The organism is Acidovorax sp. 107 (assembly GCF_003058055.1).
In the GTDB taxonomy this organism is placed as follows: domain Bacteria; phylum Pseudomonadota; class Gammaproteobacteria; order Burkholderiales; family Burkholderiaceae_C; genus Acidovorax.
Window position 1 is genome coordinate 179,072 of sequence record NZ_QBTZ01000001.1, and the last position, 18,792, is coordinate 197,863.

Genomic DNA, 18,792 nt, shown 5'->3' on the forward strand with positions numbered 1-18,792 from the left:
CACCGTGCGGCGCCTGTTTTGCTACCCCGCACCATGACCGATTTTGCCCCGCTTTCCACTGCCAGACGATGGGCGCTCGGATCAGGCGACAAGCCGCCTGCCTCGCTGGGCCGGTTTGAGCTGAAGAAGCAACTGGGCAGGGGGGCACAGGCCACCGTGTGGCTGGCGCTGGATCCGCGCCTGCAGCGCGAGGTGGCCATCAAGCTCATGCGCCCCATGCAGGACCAGGACCCGTCGGTGCTGGAACAGTGGCTGCGCGAGGCGCGCCATGTGGGGCGCCTGGCCCATCCCTACATCGTGCCGGTGTTCGAGGCCGACGTGCAGGGCGCGCAACCCTACATCGTTTTTGAGTACGTGCCGGGCCTCACACTGGCCGAGCACCTGGCCCAGCAAGGGCGTTGCACACCGCACGACGCCGTGGCCCTCATGGTGGATGTGCTCGATGGCCTGCATGCCGCCCACCAGTCGGGCATCGTGCACCGGGATCTCAAGCCGTCGAACATCATGATTGACGCCCATCGCCACGCCCGGGTGATGGACTTTGGCCTGGCCGCCCCTGTGCATGCCGGCCCGGACGCCCAACTGGCCAGCGGCACGCCTGCCTACATGGCGCCTGAGGCAGCGGCCGGCGCCGCGCCCACCCCCGCCATGGACGTGTATTCCGCCGCACTGGTGCTCGTCGAGATGCTCACGGGGCGCCCTCTCATCCACCAGAAGGACACCTGGCAGGCGCTGTACCGCATTGCCAATGACACCCTGGTGTTGCCCGCTGACCTGGGGCCCGGGGTGGACGACGGCCTGCGTGCCATCCTGCAGCGCGCCATGGCGCGTGAACCTGCGCAGCGCTACGCCACGGCGGCAGACTTTCGGGATGCGCTGCGTGCCTGGGCGGCACCGGCCAGTGCACCCACAGCCTCCAGCAATGCCACGCTCGATTTTTTGCTCCGGCGCATGCGGCACAAGAGCGACTTCCCGGCGCTGTCGGACTCGGTGGCGCGCATCCAGCGCGTGGCCAATTCGGAAGATGACAGCATCAGCGACCTGACCCACGAAATCCTGAAGGACGTGGCGCTCACCAACAAGCTGCTGCGCCTTGTCAACAGCGTGCATTACGCCCACGCCAGCCGGGGCACCATCAGTACCGTCTCGCGTGCGGTGAGCCTGGTGGGCTTCAATGCGGTGCGCAACATGGCGCTGAGCTTGGTGCTGCTGGACCACATGCAGGACAAGGCCCACGCCAGCCAGATGCGCGAGGAATTCCTGCGCGCCATGATGGCCGGCTCGGTGGCCGCCGAGCTGTGCAGCACCAGCCAGGCGGCCGAAGAGGCCTTCATCGGCGCGATGTTCCAGAACCTGGGGCGCATGCTGTGCGAGTTCTACTTTCCGGAGGAAGCCCGGCAGGTGCGCAGCCTGGTGGCCTCGGGGCGCATGGAGGGCAGGGAAGAGGCTGCTTCCGTGCAGGTGCTGGGCCTGGGGTTTGAGGACCTGGGGGTGGGCGTGGCACGCGTCTGGGGCCTGCCTGAGAGTTTGCAGCGCTGCATGCGCAAGCCGCTGGGCTCGCCCACGCAGCGCTCGCCTGAACAGGGCGTGGAGCGACTGCGTTGGGCCGCCCTGGCTGCCAACGAGGTGGCCACTACCCTGCTGTTTTGCGAACCCGCCCAACTGGAGGGGCAGTTGAGCCAGGTTGGCACGCGCTACGCACGCACGCTGGCGCTGTCAGCCGAGGCCATTGCCGACGCCGCGCTGCGAGCGCGCCACAAACTGGTGGCACTGGCCGAGGCGCTGGACCTGCGTGTGGCGCCCGACACCCCGGCGGCCCGCCTGCTCAAGCTGCCATCGGCTGCCGCGGCGCAGGCCGCACCCGATGACGCCCTGGGCGCCCACGAGTTGCGGGTGACGGAAACACAGCCCCTGCCCGCTGTGCTCGAATCCCAGGCGGGTGGGGCAGTGTCTGTGGCGCAGGTCAATGAAGTGCTGGCTGCGGGCATCCAGGACATCACCAACGCGATGGTGGAGAGTTTTCAGCTCAACGATGTGCTGCGAATGATCCTGGAGACCATGTTCCGTGCCCTGGGTTTTCGGCGCATGGTGTTTTGCCTGCGCGAGGCCCGCACCGACATGTTGACCGGCCGCTTTGGCCTGGGTGAGGGCAGCGAGGTGGCCGTGCGGTCTCTCAAGGTGCCCCTCAAGGCGCAAGGTGACCTGTTTGCCGCCGTGTGCCTGCGCGGCGCCGACACGCTGATCAACGACGCCACCGAGCCCCGCATGCAGGCGCGGCTGCCCGATTGGTACCGCAAGGGCATCAATGCGCCGTCGTTTCTGCTGCTGCCGCTGCAGATCAAGGGGCAGCCCTTTGCCCTCATCTACGCCGACCAGGCGACGGCGGGCGGCATTGTGGTGGATGACAAGGCCCTGGGCCTGCTGCGTACCCTGCGCAACCAGGCGGTGATGGCCTTCCGGCAGGCGGGGTGACGCGGTGGCATCCACCCGATAATCGGGGGATGGCCGTTGTTTTTGAAAAGCCCACGCTCGTTCAGCGTCTGGTGCCCCTGTTTCGGGGTTTTGACCTTCCGCTCCTGTTGCTGGTGTTGCTGCTGGCCTGTGCGGGGTTGCTGGCCATGTATTCGTCTGGCTATGACCACGGCACGCGGTTTGTGGACCATGGGCGCAACATGCTGATCGCGGGGGCCATCCTGTTCATGGTGGCCCAGGTGCCGCCCCAGAAAATCATGGCCTGCGCCGTGCCGCTGTACCTGACCGGGGTGGCCCTGCTGGTGGCGGTGGCGCTGTTTGGCATCACCAAAAAAGGCGCCACGCGCTGGATCAACGTGGGCATCGTCATCCAGCCCAGTGAAATCCTCAAGATTGCCATGCCGCTGATGCTGGCCTGGTGGTTCCAGAAGCGCGAGGGCACGCTGCGCCCGCTGGACTTTGCCGCGGCGGGCCTGCTGCTGGCCATTCCGGTCGGGTTGGTCATGAAGCAGCCTGACCTGGGCACGTCGCTGCTGGTGCTGGCGGCGGGGCTCTCGGTGATCTTCTTTGCGGGCCTGTCCTGGAAGCTGATCCTGCCGCCGGTGCTGATCGGCGGTGTGGGCATCGCTACCCTGGTGCTGCTGGGCGACCAGCTGTGCGCGGATGGCGTGCGCTGGGTGGTGCTGCACGACTACCAGCAGCAGCGCATCTGCACCTTGCTGGACCCCACCCGCGACCCGCTGGGCAAGGGTTTCCACATCATCCAGGGCATGATCGCCATTGGCTCGGGCGGCCTGTGGGGCAAGGGCTTCATGGCGGGCACCCAAACCCATCTGGAGTTCATTCCCGAGCGCACGACCGACTTCATCTTTGCCGCCTATTCCGAGGAGTTTGGTCTGGCGGGCAACCTGTTCCTGCTGGTGTGTTTTCTGCTGCTGGTCTGGCGGGGGCTGGCCATTGCGGCGGGCGCCAGTACCTTGTTTGGCCGCCTCATGGGGGGCGCGGTGTCGATGATCTTCTTCACCTATGCCTTTGTGAACATGGGCATGGTCAGTGGCATCCTGCCGGTGGTGGGTGTCCCCTTGCCCTTCGTCAGCTATGGAGGCACCGCCATGGTCACCCTGGGGCTGGCGCTGGGCATCCTGATGTCGGTGGCGCGATCCCAGAAGCAGGAAACCAAGGACCCTCTCCCCGCCGCGCTGTAGGGCCTTGTGGGCGCGGTTGCCCGCAACACGCCCTCGGGGTACAAACCGGCTGGCCAACCGTGTTTTGGCCACTCAGCATCCGGAGGGTTTCCCCATGGCGGCGAAGTTCGAGCTCAAGAAGTCGAAGAACGACAAGTTTGTCTTCAACCTGCTGGCCGCCAACGGTCAGGTCATCCTGACCAGCGAGATGTACGAATCTCGCGCCAGCGCGCTGGGTGGCATCGAGGCGGTGCGCAAGAACGCTCCGAACGACGGCCGTTTTGGCCGGCTCAGTGCCAAGAACGGGGCGCCGTATTTCACCCTCAAGGCGGGCAATGGCCAGGTGATCGGGCAAAGCCAGATGTATTCGGGTGCCAGGGCGCGGGATGAGGGCATCGAGTCGGTGCAGGTCCATGCCGCGCAGGCCGGGCTGGACGACCAGACGGCTGCTTGACGCCGCGAGCTGGCCCGCAGCGCACAGGGGCTGCGTGGGGGCATGCAGGCCCAGGGCCATCCAGGGACGATCGCGCGCCTAAAATGCCCCGATGACTTCCCGCTCTACCACTGCCGCGCCCCAGCGCGCTGCCACCAGCCAGCGCATCGATGTTGCCCGTGAACTGCTGCTGACCCCCTTCGGCCTGGATGAGGGCCACCTCGCCCGTGCCCTGGCCGAGATCCGCACCCACCAGGTGGACGATGCGGACCTGTACTTCCAGTACACCCGCAGCGAAGGCTGGAGCCTGGAAGAGGGCATCGTCAAGACCGGCTCCTTCAGCATCGACCAGGGGGTGGGGGTGCGTGCCGTCAGCGGCGAGAAGACGGCATTCGCCTATTCGGACGACATCTCCGAGGCTTCGCTGCTGGATGCAGCGCGCACCGTGCGGTCTATTTCGTCTGTAGCGCAGGCAGGAAAAGTGCGGGTTGCTCCTAAAAAGGTAGCGGCTGGCCGCAGCCTTTACCCCGGTGTGGACCCGATTGCCTCGCTGGACAGCACCGCCAAGGTAGCGCTGCTGGAGCGGCTGGAACAGCGCGCCCGCGCCAAGGACCCGCGCGTGGCGCAGGTGATGGCGGGGCTTGCCAGCGAATACGACGTGGTGCTGGTGGCGCGCGCCGACGGCACCCTGGCGGCCGATGTGCGACCGCTCGTGCGGCTGTCGGTCACAGTGATTGCCGAGCAGAACGGTCGCCGTGAGATGGGCTCCGCTGGTGGCGGTGGCCGTTTTGGCCTGGCCTATTTCGACGACGAGCAGATGGGCAAGTATGTCGATGAGGCCGTGAACGCGGCCCTGGTCAATCTGGAATCGCGTCCCGCCCCGGCGGGCGAGATGACGGTGGTGTTGGGCTCGGGCTGGCCGGGCATCCTGCTGCACGAGGCCATCGGCCACGGGCTGGAAGGCGACTTCAATCGCAAGGGCTCCAGCGCGTTCAGCGGCCGCATCGGCCAGCGTGTGGCGGCCAAGGGCGTCACGGTGCTGGACGATGGCACCATCGCCGACCGCCGCGGCTCGCTCAATGTGGACGACGAAGGCCACGCCAGCCAGCGCAATGTGCTGATCGAGGACGGCATCTTGAAGGGCTATATCCAGGATTCACTGAATGCGCGACTGATGGGCGTGGCACCCACCGGCAACGGTCGTCGTGAGAGCTACGCCCATATCCCCATGCCGCGCATGACCAACACCTACATGCTGGGCGGCGACAAAGACCCGCAAGAGATCATCTCCAGCATCAAGAAGGGCCTGTACGCCAGCAACTTCGGGGGTGGACAGGTGGACATCACGTCGGGCAAGTTTGTGTTCTCGGCCAGCGAGGCGTATTGGGTGGAGAACGGCAAGATCCAGTACCCCGTCAAAGGTGCCACCATCATCGGCAGCGGCCCCGAGTCGCTCAAGAAGGTGACCATGATTGGTAACGACATGCGACTGGACAGCGGCGTGGGCACCTGTGGCAAGGAAGGCCAGAGCGTGCCCGTGGGCGTGGGTCAACCCACGCTGCGTATCGAAGGCCTGACCGTGGGCGGCACGGCCTGAGGGTTGCGTTGTCAGCTTTGGCGGCGGAGCGGGTGTGGCGCGTGACTTCGCGGTTTCACCCGCTTTTTGGGGCTTGTACTGCGTGTTGGCCAGCGCACAATGGGTGACACCATGCCTGCCACGCGCCCCAGTCAATTGCTGACGCTCCAATCGTTTGGAGACATCAGCCGTTTTTTGCGCGAGGGCGTTGCGGACGAGGATTCGCGCCAACTGCGCGACAGCCTGGGTGTGTTGTCCATGCAGATCGACGAGGCGGTGCGCACCCGCCGCACCAGCACCGACACCACCGAGATCACCCGCCGCGTGGTGGCCTTGTCGCACAGTGCACGTGAGCACCAGCTCTTTTTGACCGGCCTCGGCTCCGCATGGCACGCGCTGTACGAGTTTGGCGCCTACCAGCGCGCCCTCCGGGAGCTGCGCAACGCCATTGCCGGCTGGCAGCAGATGCTGGAGCGCCGTAGCACTCAGGAGCGCGCCAGCTTTGACCAATTCGAACTGCTGGCTTGGCGCACGCTGGGTGAGGCCTTGCTGCTCATCGACATGTACGAACACCAGAGCGACCCCGCGAGCGACCTGCAGGATGCGCAACCGCGCCGCAAGCCCTCGGCATTGCAGCGCCTGCGTGCGTGGTTTCGGGGCGGGCGCCGATGAATCGCCCGGGCTTGATGTCTGTTGAGTGGCGGTCTGTCGTGCGTTTGCAACATGCGCAGGGTGCCGAACTGCGGCGCTCCTGTGCTACATTGGTTGCCATGCAAGTTCGCAGCGCGTTTTATTTTTGGTTTTTTATCTCGGTCCCCGGCGGATGAGAGGAAAACGCGCAAGCACACACAACCTCCCCATACCAACCGCCGAAGCTGCAAAGCCCGGCGGTTTTTTGTTTTTCAGCCCTCCCGTTTTTCCATCCACTCCAACCGACTCCACGAGGAAGCAAGCATGACGGCCACTACCAACCCCACCAGCGATGCCTGGTACCGCAGCGTCGAGAAAACCAGCCAGACCGACGACGAACGTATCAAGGACATCACCGTGTTGCCTCCTCCCGAACACCTGATCCGCTTCTTCCCGATTGGCGGCACGCCGGTCGAGACGCTGATCACCCAGACCCGCAAGAACATCCACAACATCATGGCCGGCAAGGACGACCGCCTGCTGGTGGTGATTGGCCCTTGCTCTATTCACGACCCTGCCGCCGCCGTCGAGTACGCCCGCCGCCTCATGGCCGTGCGCACCCAGTACGCCGACACGCTGGAAATCGTGATGCGCGTGTACTTCGAAAAGCCACGCACCACCGTGGGCTGGAAGGGGCTGATCAACGACCCCTACCTGGACGAGAGCTACCGCATCGACGAAGGCCTGCGCATCGCGCGCCAATTGCTCATCGAGATCAACCGCTTGGGCATGCCCGCCGGCAGCGAGTTCCTGGACGTGATTTCGCCCCAGTACATCGGTGACCTGATCAGCTGGGGCGCGATTGGTGCCCGCACGACCGAAAGCCAGGTACACCGCGAGCTGGCCTCTGGTATCTCGGCGCCCATCGGCTTCAAGAACGGCACGGACGGCAACATCCGCATCGCCACCGATGCCATTCAGTCGGCCAGCCGGGGCCACCACTTCCTGTCGGTGCACAAGAACGGCCAGGTCGCCATCGTGAACACCAAGGGCAACAAGGACTGCCACGTGATTTTGCGCGGCGGCAAGACGCCCAACTACGACGCTGCCAGTGTGGCTGCCGCCTGCAAGGACCTCGAAGCTGCCAAGCTGCCAGCCACTCTGATGGTGGACTGCAGCCACGCCAACAGCAGCAAGCAGCATGAAAAGCAGCTGGATGTCGCCCGCGACGTGGCGGCGCAATTGGCAGGTGGTTCGCGCAGCGTCTTCGGCCTGATGATTGAGAGCCACCTGACGGCAGGTGCTCAAAAGTTCACACCCGGCAAGGACGACCCTTCGGCACTCGAATACGGCAAGAGCATCACCGACGCCTGCCTGGGTTGGGACACCTCGCTGCAGGCGCTGGCTGAGCTGTCGGACGCCGTGAAAGCGCGCCGCGCCCGTTGACCGCTGGGTTCAGGGCAGGGTCTAAACTTGGGCCTCTCGCTGCACAACACGTGCAGCAGGGGGCTCAAGTTACCCCAAAAACGCAGAAAGGCGATCCATCATGCACAGCGAAGTGTCGGTCAAACTGGCCGCAAATCAGGAATACCGTTTTGACCTGGAGGGCGCCGAGCCCATGGCCCACGAGGCCGGTCGGCGCTGGCTCGACGACCAGTTCGTCGCGCTGGACTGTGAGCCCCTGCGCGCCAGCGGCAAGGTGCTGCTGGCCGACAAGGTGCTGACCGTGGCCCATGCGGCCGGGGCATTGATGCAGGACCCTGCGTGGTCCCGCGACTTTGCGCGTGCCGCCAGTGCCGCGCTGGCCAAGCCCATCGTGCGCGTGGACGTGCCGGGCATGGCCGTCACGTTCTGAGCGCTATTTGACAAAAATCGGCCGCTAGCGCTAGGGGAATATGCGCTAGAAGCTATTATTTTTGTAGCGCCTGCAGGAGCTTGGCATGGATGCCGCCAAAGCCCCCATTGCTCATGCAAACCACGTGGTCGCCCGGGCGCGCGGCCTGGGTGACCTGGGCCACCAGCGTATCGATGTCCGGAGCCGTCTGGGCGCGCTGGCCAGGGCCGACGCCCAGCGGTGCCAGCGCCTGCGCAGCATCCCAGTCCAGCCCCGCTGTGTGGCAGAACGCCAGGTCGGCGGGCTCCAGCGCCCAAGGCAGCTGGCTTTTCATCGCGCCCAGCTTCATGGTGTTGCTGCGGGGCTCGAACACCGCCAGGATGCGTGCGCCAGCGCCTAAAGTGCGGCGCAGACCGTCCAAGGTGGTGCGCAATGCGGTGGGGTGGTGGGCAAAATCGTCGTACACGGCCACGCCGCCCACGGTGCCGCGCAGCTCCATGCGCCGCTTGACGTTCTGAAAACTGCTCAGGGCGGCAGCCGCCTGTGCGGGCGCAACGCCCACATGGTGGGCCGCGGCCATGGCTGCCAGCGCATTGAGCTGGTTGTGCACGCCGGTCAGCGACCATTCCACGCGCGCCACGGTACGTCCCTGGTGCACCACGTCAAACGCCTGCGGGTCGCCCACGGCGTGAAAGTCGCTGACGGCGGCGCCAAAGCTGGTCACCTCGCTCCAGCAGCCGGTGTGCAGCACTCGGGCCAGGCTTTCTTCCAGGCCATTGACTACCACGCGTCCCGAGGGCGGCACGGTGCGTACCAGATGGTGAAACTGGCGCTCAATGGCAGCCAGGTCGTCAAAGATGTCTGCGTGGTCGAATTCCAGGTTGTTCAGCACGGCGGTGCGGGGCCGGTAGTGCACGAACTTGCTGCGCTTGTCGAAGAAGGCAGTGTCGTATTCGTCGGCCTCGATCACGAACAGCGGCGCAGCCCCGAGGGGCGTGGCGGCGGGCGCGGGGCGCTGTGCAGCGCCCAGGCGTGCGGACACGCCAAAGTTCAGCGGCACCCCGCCGATCAGAAAGCCCGGTTGCTGCCCGGCGGATTCCAGAATCCACGCCAGCATCGAGGTGGTGGTGGTCTTGCCGTGGGTGCCGGCCACGGCCAGCACGTGGCGGCCTTGCAGCACATGCTCGGCCAGCCATTGGGGGCCGCTGGTGTAGGGCAGCCCGGCGTCCAGAATGGCTTCCATCAGCGGAAACTTGGGGGAACCGTCGGCCAGCCGTGCACGGCTGACGACGTTGCCCACCACGAACATGTCGGGCTGGAGCGCGAGCTGATCGGCCCCGAAACCTTCGATCAGGTCGATGCCCAGCGCCCGGAGCTGGTCGCTCATGGGTGGGTAGACCCCGGCGTCGCAGCCCGTCACCTTGTGGCCCGCTTCGCGCGCCAAGGCCGCCAGGCCTCCCATGAACGTGCCGCAGATGCCCAGTATGTGTATATGCATGGGCGCAGATTCTAAGGCCGGGGGGTAGGTGTCCTCTTCAAGGCAAAAAGGACGGCTGGTGCCTATTCTGTCTGCCTGAGGTGCTCTCAAAATAATAGTTTCCCTGCTCGCTGGTTGTCTGGGTTGCCGGCGCTGCCTGGGGTCATCGACCGCTGCGTCACGGCTTCGCGCCACAATGCAGGTTCCTTAGTTTTCCAGCTCTGCCATGCACACACCTCTGAGCGAAGAAATCGCCCAAACGACGGCCCGCCTGGTGGTGGAGGAGGGGCTGGAGTGGGGCCCTGCCAAGCGCCGGGCGCTGCGGCAAATGGGCCTGCCGGCCCGTACCCCCCTGCCGGACAACGACTTGGTGGAAGAGGCTGTGCGGGAGTACATCCAGCTCTTTTGCGCCGACACCCAGCCGCGCGAACTGCGGGCACTGCGCCAGTTGGCCCTGGTGTGGATGGAGTGCATGGCGGCCTTCCGGCCCCATCTGGCGGGAGCGGTGTGGCACGGCACGGCCACGCGCCTGTCGGATATTTACCTGCAGTTGTTTTGCGATGACCCCAAATCGGCAGAGATCGCCTTGATCGATCATCATGTGGACTACGAACCGCGCACGGTCACAGGCTTTCATGGCGAATCGGTGGAGGCCTTGAGCCTTGGCAGTAAATCGCCAGAACTCAACGAAATGATCGGTGTGCATCTGTTGATTTACGACCTTGACGACCTGCGGGGCGCGCTCAAACCCGACGCCAAAGGCCGCACGCCGCGCGGTGATATCACGGCCGTGCGCCGTTTGCTCCAGGAAACCACGACCCCATGATCCAGTCCGCCGAATCTCTCGTCCCTGTGACTTCTGCTGCCGCAGCACCTTCTGCGGCGCGCAGGCGCTTGTTGTATGCCGGGGTGGCCGGGGCCGCGGCATTGGGTGGGGCGGGTGTTGCATGGTGGAAGTTTCAGCCCCATGCGGTAGAGCCGGGGGCTGAGCAGGCGCTCTGGGGGCTGGAGTTTGAAACGCCTGCCGGGAGCACTGTGACCATGAAGTCCCTGGCGGGCAAGCCGCTGCTGCTCAATTTCTGGGCCACGTGGTGCCCACCCTGCGTGGAAGAGCTGCCCATGCTCAACGCCTTCTATCGCGAACAATCTGCCAAAGGCTGGCAAGTGCTGGGTTTGGCGATTGATCAGCCTTCGGCGGTGCGCAAGTTTCTGACCCGCATTCCGCTCGATTTTCCGGTGGGGCTGGCCGGTTTGGGTGGTACGGATCTGGGGCGGTCGCTGGGCAACCTGACGGGAGGCCTCCCGTTCACGGTGGTCCTGGGCGGGGAGGGGAAAGTGCTGCATCGTAAAATGGGACAAGTGACAGCCCAGGACTTGCAACTCTGGGCAGGTCTGCGCTGAGGATGCGGCCCATAAACTTGTGCGGCATAGAGCTTCTCGGCGCATCTTCTCTTGGTGAGATAGCACTTTTCCATGTCGAAGTTCATGAAAAATGCGCGTGGAAGACTGCGATAGGGTGAAATTGGAGTAAATTCGCGCCCTATTCAGTTTTATAGCCGTTGGAGCTTCCATGGATCTGCGAAAACTCAAAACCCTCATCGATCTCGTGTCCGAGTCGAACGTCTCTGAACTCGAAATTACGGAAGCCGAGGGCAAAGTCCGCATCGTCAAGAGCGGTGGTGCCGTGGTTCAGCAGTATGTGCCGGCCCCCGTGGCCGCCCCTGTTGCTGCGCCAGCAGCCGCACCCGTGGCGGAATTGCCAGCCCCTCCCGCCGCAGCAGCCCCCGCAGGCCACATCGTCAAGTCGCCCATGGTGGGCACGTTCTACCGCTCGTCCAGCCCCGGTGCCAAGGCGTTCGTCGAAGTGGGCAGCCAGGTGAAGGAAGGCGAGACCATCTGCATCATCGAGGCGATGAAGATCTTGAACGAGATCGAGGCCGACAAGTCGGGCACGGTCACCCGCATCCTGGGCGAGAACGGCCAGGCGGTGGAATACGGACAACCTTTGTTCGTCATCGAATAAGGCGCGCATGTTCAAGAAAATCCTGGTCGCAAACCGAGGGGAGATTGCCCTTCGCATTCAGCGCGCCTGCAGTGAACTCGGGATCAAGGCCGTGATGGTCTATTCCGAGGCCGACCGCGACGCCAAGTACGTCAAGTTGGCCGAAGAGGCTGTCTGCATTGGCCCCGCACCTTCGCCGCTTTCCTACCTCAACATGCCAGCCATCATCTCGGCGGCTGAGGTCACCGACGCCGAGGCCATCCACCCCGGTTATGGTTTCCTGTCCGAGAACGCGGACTTTGCCGAGCGCGTGGAAAAGAGCGGTTTCCAGTTCATCGGCCCCACGCCTGAGTCGATCCGCATCATGGGCGACAAGGTCTCGGCCAAACAGGCGATGATCCGCGCGGGGGTGCCCTGCGTGCCAGGCTCCGAGGGCGAGTTGCCCGACGACCCGGTGCAGATCCGCCGTATCGCCAAGGCGGTGGGCTACCCCGTGATCATCAAGGCCGCAGGCGGCGGCGGTGGCCGGGGTATGCGCGTGGTGCACACCGAGGCTGCCCTGGTCAATGCCGTGCAGATGACCAAGGCCGAGGCGGGTGCAGCGTTTGGCAATCCAGCGGTGTACATGGAGAAGTTCCTCCAGAACCCCCGCCACATCGAGATCCAGATCCTGGCCGACAAGCACCGCAACGCGGTGTACCTGGGCGAGCGGGACTGCTCCATGCAGCGCCGCCACCAGAAGGTGATCGAAGAGGCGCCGGCACCGGGCATTCCGCGCAAGCTGATCGAGAAGATCGGCGAACGCTGCGTGGCTGCCTGCAAGAAGATCGGCTACCGTGGTGCGGGCACGTTCGAGTTCCTGTACGAGAACGGCGAGTTCTACTTCATCGAGATGAACACTCGCGTGCAGGTGGAGCACCCCGTGACCGAGTGGATCACGGGCGTGGACATCGTGAAGACGCAGATCATGGTGGCGGCGGGCGAAAAGCTGCCGTTCACCCAGCGCCAGATCGAGATCCGTGGCCACGCCATCGAGTGCCGGGTGAACGCGGAAGACCCGTACAAGTTCATCCCGTCGCCGGGGCGCATCACCACGTGGCATCCACCGGGAGGCCCTGGCGTGCGCGTGGACTCGCATGCCTACACCAACTACTTTGTGCCGCCGAACTACGACTCGATGATCGGCAAGATCATCGTGCACGGCGACACGCGCGAGCAGGCCCTGGCCCGCATGCGCACGGCGCTGTCCGAAACCGTGATCGAAGGTATCAACACCAATGTGCCGCTGCACCGCGAGCTGATGGTGGACGCCAAGTTCATGGCGGGTGGCACCAACATTCACTACCTGGAAGAGTGGCTGTCGCAGCACAAGCGCTGAGGCTGCACACCGCAGGTCGTTCGCATGCTGGCTCCTGGCAACGGGTGCCAGCATTTCACTTTTTCTGAGAAACGCCTATGTTTGAGCTGAGTCTGATGTGTCCCGAGGACCGGATTGAAGCGGTCAGCGATGCGCTGGATGCGCTGGATGCGCTCTCCGTGTCAGTGGAAGACGCCGACGCCCAGACCGACGCCGAACAGGCGCTGTTTGGCGAGCCCGGCATGCCGCCGCCGAAGGATGGCTGGCAACGCAGCCGCGTGGTCGCTTTGTTTCCGTCCGAGGTGGCGGCCCGCGAGGCGCAACAGTTGCTGGTGGTGCAGGACTTCTTTGTCGGCTGCCAGGTACTGGGTGTGGCCCAGGTGCCCGAGCAGGACTGGGTGCGGCTGACGCAGTCGCAGTTTGCGCCCGTGGACATCACCCCCGATTTCTGGATCGTGCCCACCTGGCATGAGCTGCCGGCCCAGGCAGTGCGCAGCATCCGGCTGGACCCCGGCCTGGCGTTTGGCACGGGCACGCACCCCACTACGCGCATGTGCCTGCGATGGATTGCGCGCCACGGCGCTACGCAGCCTGGGCAGGGCAACCCGCTGGGGCGGGTGCTGGACTATGGGTGTGGGTCCGGCATTCTGGCGATCGGCGCCGCCAAGTTCGGTGCCACGGACATTGATGCCGTGGATATCGACCCGTCTGCGGTGGAGTCCACGGTACAGAATGCCCAGGCAAACGAGGTCCTGCTACAGGCAGGCCTTCCTGACAAGGCGATGGGCGAGTACCAGACCGTGTTGGCCAATATTCTGGCAACTCCATTGCGCGTGTTGGCACCGTTGTTGTGCAGCTATGTGACTGCGGGGGGGAATCTAGTTCTGGCGGGCATTCTGGAGCGCCAGGCGGACGAGCTCAAGGAGGCCTATGCACCCTGGCTCCCCCTGGAGGTGGCGGACGCCGAAGACGGCTGGATCCTGATGACTGCGCGTCGCTGAGCCCGCGCGCGCCGCACTGTCGGTGGCGGCATGGCCCCTACAATCCATCGCTGATGAGCCAGATCACTCGCTGCCCGTCTTGCGCCACCACCTTCAAGGTCGTGGCAGACCAATTGCGCATCTCGGAAGGGTGGGTGCGGTGTGGCCAATGCAAGGAGGTGTTCGACGCATCGGCCCATTTGCTGCCCGTGGCGCCGACCGCGCTATTGCCCGAGGTGTCGCTGACGGACCTACGGGCGCCTACAGCGCCCGTAGCGCGGCAGCCGGATGCATTGGGGGCTTGGGGTGGAGGTAAGTCACCCGCTGTCGTTGCGCCCACTGCGGGAGGGGTTGCAAAGGCAGAAAATCCCCGCGCAGTGGACGGCGTTCCATCTCCTTTGATGGAGGCTGTTGCGGGCGTTGCCCCTCACCTCCCGCCCTACGGCATGCCCAGCGAGGCCCCTGCCACCCCGGTGCTCGATATCCCACGCCCTGCGGTTCCTGCTTTTCTTACCGCCGGTGCCCATGCCGACGCTTCCGTGGAGGAAGTTGTCGCTCCATTTGCGTGGCGGGCGCACAGTGCCCAGCGGGTGGTGCCTGGCCACGATGCTGCGGCACCGCTGTCCACCACCGCGCCTTTGAATCGTCCAGAGCCGGCAGAGACATCGGGCGCCGCACCCCGCGATGGAGCCCCCCCGCCGACCGTGTCGGCGCCAATGCCCTTGTACTCTACCGTCCTGCCGGAATCCGATGCCGTGGTGCACGACGTCACGCCAGGAGCAAGCGATGTGGTCCCTGGATCGTTCCCGCCCGCTCCTGCGCTCGTGAACCCGGCGGGCTACGAATTGCCCTTTGCAGAACTTCGCGATTCCGATGCAATTCTGGACGCATCCTTGAATGCGGATACCAAGGGCGCTGCCGGCCTCTCGGCAGAACTTGCGCCGCCGCAAGCAGCGCCGGTTTCTCTCGCTCCTTCCTTCAGCCTGGACACAGCAACCCCGGGCGATGCGCAGGGGGCTGAGCCTGCACCTGCGGCTGCGGCTGAACCAGCCTCTCCCGCGCCCGCGCTGCCTTCCGTGGACTTTGTGCCCAAGGCGGATGAGGCCGAGCCCTCGGCCATGAAGCTGGTGAAGGACGATTCGCACGCGGACGTCCTGCAGGCAAGGCTTGGACATTCCGTTGATGACGATGACGAGACTGACGCCCCACAGTCGGACCCCGAGGTCAGTTTTGTGGTGGCTGCGCGCCGCAAAGCCTTCTGGCGCAAGCCGGCGGTTCGGACGGTGTTGGGGCTCGTGTTTGTTGTCTCGCTGCTGGGCCTGGCCCTGCAGATTGTGGTGCAGGAGCGCGATGGCATCGCAGCCCTGGACATGCGCACCCGGCCCTGGCTGGTGATGCTGTGCGAGCCCTTGCATTGCGAACTCGCACCGGTGCGCCAGATTGCCGATGTGGTCATCGACAGTTCCTCCTTCAACAAAGCCCGGGGCGACAGTTACCAGCTGGCGCTGACGATGAAGAGCATGGCCACCATTCCGCTGGCGATGCCTGCGGTGGAGCTGACTCTGACTGATGCGCAGGACCAGCCTGTGTTGCGGCGGGTTCTGCTGCCCACCGACATGGCAGCTCCGGCGGAGCTGCCCGCGAAGGGCGAGTGGGGCACCTCCGTATCGGTGCTTGTGACCACGGGCGGCGCGCGCGTGGCGGGCTACCGGTTGCTGGCGTTCTATCCCTGATTTCTTCCAACAATCTACCGAGCTTCACTATCTATGGCTGCCCTCATTTGTGGTTCCCTTGCGTTCGACACCATCATGACTTTCGAGGGGCGGTTTGCCGAGCAGATCCTGCCGGACCAGCTCCACATCCTGAATGTGTCTTTCCTGGTCCCGTCGCTGCGCCGCGACTTCGGGGGGTGTGCAGGCAATATTGCCTACAGCCTCAAACTGCTGGGCGGCGAGCCGCTGCCCATGGCCATGCTGGGCAGTGACGGTGCCGACTATTTGCAGCGGCTGGAGTCGCTGGGGATCAGCGCTCGCCATGTCGGGCAGGTGCAGGACACCTACACCGCGCAGGCGATGATCATGACGGACCGTGACAACAACCAGATCACGGCCTTCCACCCTGGCGCCATGATGCAGGCCCATGCCAACCGCATTGGTGCAGACAGCAGCGTCGGCGTGGGGATCGTCGCGCCGGACGGGCGCGACGCCATGCTGGAACATGCTGCCCAGTTCGTTGCAGCGGGCATCCCGTTTGTGTTCGATCCGGGTCAGGGCTTACCCATGTTCAATGGGCAGGAACTGGCGCAGTTCATTGATCAGGCCACCTGGGTCACCGTCAATGACTATGAGGGAAAAATGCTCTGCGACCGCACTGGCTGGTCGCTGGCCGATATTTCCCGCAAGGTGCGGGGCCTGGTGGTGACGCTGGGCGCCGAGGGTTGCGAGGTCTGGGTGGATGGTGACAAGACCCATGTCCCTCCCGTGAAACCTGCCGCCGTGGTGGACCCTACGGGCTGTGGCGATGCCTGGCGCGGCGCGCTGCTGTTTGGTCTGGAAAAGGGCTGGCCACTCGTACGTTGTGCCGAATTAGGCAACCGGGTGGGCGCTCTCAAGATCGCGCAGCGTGGCCCACAGAACTACACGCTGGATTTCGATCCGCTGGCATAAGCCACTCAGCCAATGTTGCCCGCGTTGCGTTACGTCGGGCGATACAGCGCAACTTGCTCATCGGGCAACTTCCGGGAGTGCCCATACAAGATGCAGGCGAAAAAAACCCGGTGCGATAGCACCGGGTTGAGCGCATGGCGCGCCGGGATCAGGGCTTGTTGCCCGTAGGGAAGGGCCAGGCCGCCTGAGGGTTCAGGGTGGTCTGTGCAGCAGGGGCAGCCGCCGCAGGGGCAGGCGCCTTGGGGGCCTTCTTGGCCGGTGCAGCTTTCTTTGCGGGGGCAGCCTTGGCGGGTGCAGCCTTCTTCGCGGCTACGGCCTTCTTGGCAGGAGCGGCTTTCTTTGCCGGTGCTGCTGCCTTCTTGGCGGGTGCAGCCTTCTTCGCGGCTACGGCCTTCTTGGCAGGAGCGGCTTTCTTTGCCGGTGCTGCTGCCTTCTTGGCAGGTGCAGCCTTCTTCGCGGCTACGGCCTTCTTGGCGGGAGCGGCTTTCTTTGCCGGTGCTGCTGCCTTCTTGGCAGGTGCAGCCTTCTTCGCGGCTACGGCCTTCTTGGCAGGAGCGGCTTTCTTTGCCGGTGCTGCTGCCTTCTTGGCAGGTGCAGCCTTCTTCGCGGCTACGGCCTTCTTGGCAGGAGCGGCTTTCTTTGCCGGTGCTGCTGCCTTCTTGGCAGGTGCAGCCTTCTTTGCGGCTACGGGTTTGGCCGTTGTAGCCTTTTTCGCGGGAGCAGCCTTCTTAGCGGCCGGTTTTTTCGCAGTTGCCATCATGTTCTCCTTGGGTCAATTTGCAAAGAGCACTTCCTGTCTGCAGTGGACAGAAAGCGATCCATGGAGATGGATGAAAACTCCATCTCCATGAACACGGGAACGCCCCGCAGGGCAGCGCTCTGAGGCGCTGTCGGTGCTGGGCGTGGTGTAAAAATCCATGGTGGTGTGGCCTGCAAAAAAGGCGCTAGTCCCAGGACAGCGCACCACCGGACTGGTATTCAATAACCCGGGTCTCGAAGAAGTTGCGTTCCTTCTTGAGGTCAATCATCTCGCTCATCCACGGGAACGGGTTTTCTTCGTTGGGGAACAGTGTCTCCAGCCCGATCTGCGTGGCGCGGCGGTTGGCGATGTAGCGCAGGTAGCCCTTGAACATGGAGGCATTCATGCCCAACACGCCACGCGGCATGGTGTCTTCGGCGTAGCGGTATTCCAGCTCCACGGCCTTGAGGAACAGAGCCTTGATCTCGGCCTTGAACTCCGCAGTCCACAGGTGCGGGTTCTCCAGCTTAAGCTGGTTGATCAGGTCGATGCCGAAATTGCAGTGCATCGACTCATCGCGCAGGATGTACTGGTACTGCTCGGCGGCACCCGTCATCTTGTTCTGGCGACCCAGGGCCAGGATCTGGGTGAAGCCCACGTAGAAGAACAGGCCTTCCATCAGGCACGCGAAAACAATCAGCGACTTGAGCAGGGTCTGGTCGGTTTCTGGCGTACCTGTTTTGAAAGACGGATCCATGATCGCTTCGATGAAGGGGATCAGGAACTCGTCCTTGTCGCGGATCGACTGGACTTCGTTGTAGGCGTTGAAGATCTCGCTCTCATCCAGACCCAGCGATTCGACGATGTACTGATACGCGTGGGTGTGGATCGCTTCCTCGAAGGCCTGGCGCAGCAGGAACTGGCGGCATTCAGGTGCCGTGATGTGGCGGTAGGTGCCCAGCACAATGTTGTTGGCGGCCAGCGAGTCGGCGGTCACGAAGAAACCCAGGTTGCGCTTGATGATGCGGCGCTCGTCTTCGGTCAGGCCGTTGGGGTCTTTCCACAACGCGATGTCGCGCGTCATGTTCACCTCTTGGGGCATCCAGTGGTTAGCACAGGTGGCCAGGTATTTTTCCCATGCCCACTTGTACTTGAAAGGCACCAACTGGTTGACGTCTGTCTGTCCGTTGATGATGCGCTTGTCGGCCGCATTGACGCGGCGATGGGATGCTGCAGCGATCGGTGCAGTGGAGGTGCTCTCTACTGTGGCTGTGGTGGTCACAGGCTGCAGTGCGGGTGTCTGGAAAGACAGAGGCGGTTGCTCCACCTGGCGGTTGTTGGGCAGACCGCCGTCCAGTTGATTTTGCGATGAGGGCTTGACTTCTTCGTCCCAGGTCAACATAGATTTTCCAGTGTTCGGATTATGAAAGCAGTGCTGCGAA

General features: G+C 64.2%; 17 protein-coding genes and 1 pseudogene. 15 read left to right on the forward strand and 3 right to left on the reverse strand.

All coding sequences use genetic code 11. From position 1 onward, the window contains the following. The first annotated feature begins 33 nt into the window (after window positions 1-33). The 7 genes from C8C99_RS00815 (at window position 34) to C8C99_RS00845 (ending at window position 8,150) form a co-directional block, all read left to right on the forward strand. Window positions 34-2,472 carry a serine/threonine protein kinase gene (locus C8C99_RS00815; RefSeq protein ID WP_108624632.1) on the forward strand — a complete coding sequence of 813 codons (2,439 nt, stop codon included), beginning with the start codon at window positions 34-36 and terminating at the stop codon, window positions 2,470-2,472. Window positions 2,473-2,501: 29 nt separating this feature from the next. Next, window positions 2,502-3,677 (forward strand): rod shape-determining protein RodA, encoded by a 1,176-nt coding sequence (gene rodA / locus C8C99_RS00820; RefSeq protein WP_056637389.1) that lies wholly within the window; start codon window positions 2,502-2,504, stop codon window positions 3,675-3,677. Between the two features lie 94 nt (window positions 3,678-3,771). Beyond that, the gene (locus C8C99_RS00825) at window positions 3,772-4,110 is read left to right on the forward strand and encodes a YegP family protein (protein ID WP_108624633.1); all 339 of its coding nucleotides are present in this window, start codon (window positions 3,772-3,774) and stop codon (window positions 4,108-4,110) included. 91 nt (window positions 4,111-4,201) lie between these two features. Continuing rightward, window positions 4,202-5,686 (forward strand): metalloprotease TldD, encoded by a 1,485-nt coding sequence (gene tldD / locus C8C99_RS00830; RefSeq protein WP_108624634.1) that lies wholly within the window; start codon window positions 4,202-4,204, stop codon window positions 5,684-5,686. A gap of 111 nt (window positions 5,687-5,797) precedes the next feature. Then, window positions 5,798-6,337 (forward strand): hypothetical protein, encoded by a 540-nt coding sequence (locus tag C8C99_RS00835; protein ID WP_056637659.1) that lies wholly within the window; start codon window positions 5,798-5,800, stop codon window positions 6,335-6,337. A gap of 282 nt (window positions 6,338-6,619) precedes the next feature. Then, window positions 6,620-7,741 (forward strand): 3-deoxy-7-phosphoheptulonate synthase, encoded by a 1,122-nt coding sequence (locus C8C99_RS00840; RefSeq protein ID WP_056637379.1) that lies wholly within the window; start codon window positions 6,620-6,622, stop codon window positions 7,739-7,741. A 100-nt stretch (window positions 7,742-7,841) separates the two neighbouring features. Then, window positions 7,842-8,150, forward strand: coding sequence for a hypothetical protein (locus C8C99_RS00845; RefSeq protein ID WP_056637375.1), 309 nt, complete (start codon window positions 7,842-7,844; stop codon window positions 8,148-8,150). Between the two features lie 55 nt (window positions 8,151-8,205). On the opposite strand, the gene mpl is transcribed toward C8C99_RS00845, so the two are convergent. Next, on the reverse strand, window positions 8,206-9,627 hold the full coding sequence (gene mpl, locus C8C99_RS00850) for a UDP-N-acetylmuramate:L-alanyl-gamma-D-glutamyl-meso-diaminopimelate ligase (protein ID WP_056637372.1): 1,422 nt from the start codon (window positions 9,625-9,627) through the stop codon (window positions 8,206-8,208). 205 nt (window positions 9,628-9,832) lie between these two features. Between mpl and C8C99_RS00855 the strand changes: the two genes are divergently transcribed. From C8C99_RS00855 to C8C99_RS00885, 8 genes and pseudogenes are all read left to right on the forward strand, one after another. Next, window positions 9,833-10,432 carry a hypothetical protein gene (locus tag C8C99_RS00855; RefSeq protein ID WP_056637369.1) on the forward strand — a complete coding sequence of 200 codons (600 nt, stop codon included), beginning with the start codon at window positions 9,833-9,835 and terminating at the stop codon, window positions 10,430-10,432. After that, window positions 10,429-11,007, forward strand: a complete 579-nt coding sequence (locus C8C99_RS00860) for a TlpA disulfide reductase family protein (RefSeq protein ID WP_056637366.1) — start codon at window positions 10,429-10,431, stop codon at window positions 11,005-11,007. The genes C8C99_RS00855 and C8C99_RS00860 overlap by 4 nt, the downstream gene beginning before the upstream one ends. A gap of 169 nt (window positions 11,008-11,176) precedes the next feature. Next, on the forward strand, window positions 11,177-11,629 hold the full coding sequence (gene accB / locus C8C99_RS00865; RefSeq protein ID WP_056637365.1) for an acetyl-CoA carboxylase biotin carboxyl carrier protein: 453 nt from the start codon (window positions 11,177-11,179) through the stop codon (window positions 11,627-11,629). A gap of 7 nt (window positions 11,630-11,636) precedes the next feature. Then, on the forward strand, window positions 11,637-12,986 hold the full coding sequence (gene accC / locus C8C99_RS00870) for an acetyl-CoA carboxylase biotin carboxylase subunit (RefSeq protein WP_056637364.1): 1,350 nt from the start codon (window positions 11,637-11,639) through the stop codon (window positions 12,984-12,986). Between the two features lie 77 nt (window positions 12,987-13,063). After that, window positions 13,064-13,966, forward strand: a complete 903-nt coding sequence (gene prmA, locus C8C99_RS00875; RefSeq protein WP_056637363.1) for a 50S ribosomal protein L11 methyltransferase — start codon at window positions 13,064-13,066, stop codon at window positions 13,964-13,966. 53 nt (window positions 13,967-14,019) lie between these two features. Continuing rightward, window positions 14,020-14,085: pseudogene (locus C8C99_RS24375) on the forward strand (zinc-ribbon domain-containing protein); the annotation flags it as partial. A gap of 582 nt (window positions 14,086-14,667) precedes the next feature. Next, window positions 14,668-15,678, forward strand: a complete 1,011-nt coding sequence (locus tag C8C99_RS24110; RefSeq protein ID WP_233247292.1) for a DUF3426 domain-containing protein — start codon at window positions 14,668-14,670, stop codon at window positions 15,676-15,678. A gap of 33 nt (window positions 15,679-15,711) precedes the next feature. Continuing rightward, window positions 15,712-16,611 (forward strand): carbohydrate kinase family protein, encoded by a 900-nt coding sequence (locus C8C99_RS00885; protein ID WP_056637361.1) that lies wholly within the window; start codon window positions 15,712-15,714, stop codon window positions 16,609-16,611. 148 nt (window positions 16,612-16,759) lie between these two features. On the opposite strand, the gene C8C99_RS00890 is transcribed toward C8C99_RS00885, so the two are convergent. Next, on the reverse strand, window positions 16,760-17,368 hold the full coding sequence (locus tag C8C99_RS00890; protein ID WP_108624635.1) for a histone: 609 nt from the start codon (window positions 17,366-17,368) through the stop codon (window positions 16,760-16,762). 187 nt (window positions 17,369-17,555) lie between these two features. Continuing rightward, complete coding sequence (locus C8C99_RS00895; protein ID WP_056637356.1) at window positions 17,556-18,752, reverse strand: ribonucleotide-diphosphate reductase subunit beta; 1,197 nt, start codon at window positions 18,750-18,752, stop codon at window positions 17,556-17,558. Window positions 18,753-18,792 lie beyond the last annotated feature (40 nt).

Bases quoted from the DNA above. Each gene is read 5' to 3' on its own strand.
- C8C99_RS00825 (WP_108624633.1), top strand. From the start codon at position 3,772: ATGGCGGCGAAGTTCGAGCTCAAGAAGTCGAAGAACGACAAGTTTGTC.
- prmA (WP_056637363.1), top strand. From the start codon at position 13,064: ATGTTTGAGCTGAGTCTGATGTGTCCCGAGGACCGGATTGAAGCGGTC.
- mpl (WP_056637372.1), bottom strand. From the start codon at position 9,627: ATGCATATACACATACTGGGCATCTGCGGCACGTTCATGGGAGGCCTG.
- C8C99_RS00840 (WP_056637379.1), top strand. From the start codon at position 6,620: ATGACGGCCACTACCAACCCCACCAGCGATGCCTGGTACCGCAGCGTC.
- C8C99_RS00885 (WP_056637361.1), top strand. From the start codon at position 15,712: ATGGCTGCCCTCATTTGTGGTTCCCTTGCGTTCGACACCATCATGACT.
- accB (WP_056637365.1), top strand. From the start codon at position 11,177: ATGGATCTGCGAAAACTCAAAACCCTCATCGATCTCGTGTCCGAGTCG.
- C8C99_RS00835 (WP_056637659.1), top strand. From the start codon at position 5,798: ATGCCTGCCACGCGCCCCAGTCAATTGCTGACGCTCCAATCGTTTGGA.
- tldD (WP_108624634.1), top strand. From the start codon at position 4,202: ATGACTTCCCGCTCTACCACTGCCGCGCCCCAGCGCGCTGCCACCAGC.
- C8C99_RS00845 (WP_056637375.1), top strand. From the start codon at position 7,842: ATGCACAGCGAAGTGTCGGTCAAACTGGCCGCAAATCAGGAATACCGT.
- C8C99_RS00860 (WP_056637366.1), top strand. From the start codon at position 10,429: ATGATCCAGTCCGCCGAATCTCTCGTCCCTGTGACTTCTGCTGCCGCA.
- C8C99_RS00890 (WP_108624635.1), bottom strand. From the start codon at position 17,368: ATGGCAACTGCGAAAAAACCGGCCGCTAAGAAGGCTGCTCCCGCGAAA.
- C8C99_RS00815 (WP_108624632.1), top strand. From the start codon at position 34: ATGACCGATTTTGCCCCGCTTTCCACTGCCAGACGATGGGCGCTCGGA.
- C8C99_RS00855 (WP_056637369.1), top strand. From the start codon at position 9,833: ATGCACACACCTCTGAGCGAAGAAATCGCCCAAACGACGGCCCGCCTG.
- accC (WP_056637364.1), top strand. From the start codon at position 11,637: ATGTTCAAGAAAATCCTGGTCGCAAACCGAGGGGAGATTGCCCTTCGC.
- C8C99_RS00895 (WP_056637356.1), bottom strand. From the start codon at position 18,752: ATGTTGACCTGGGACGAAGAAGTCAAGCCCTCATCGCAAAATCAACTG.
- rodA (WP_056637389.1), top strand. From the start codon at position 2,502: ATGGCCGTTGTTTTTGAAAAGCCCACGCTCGTTCAGCGTCTGGTGCCC.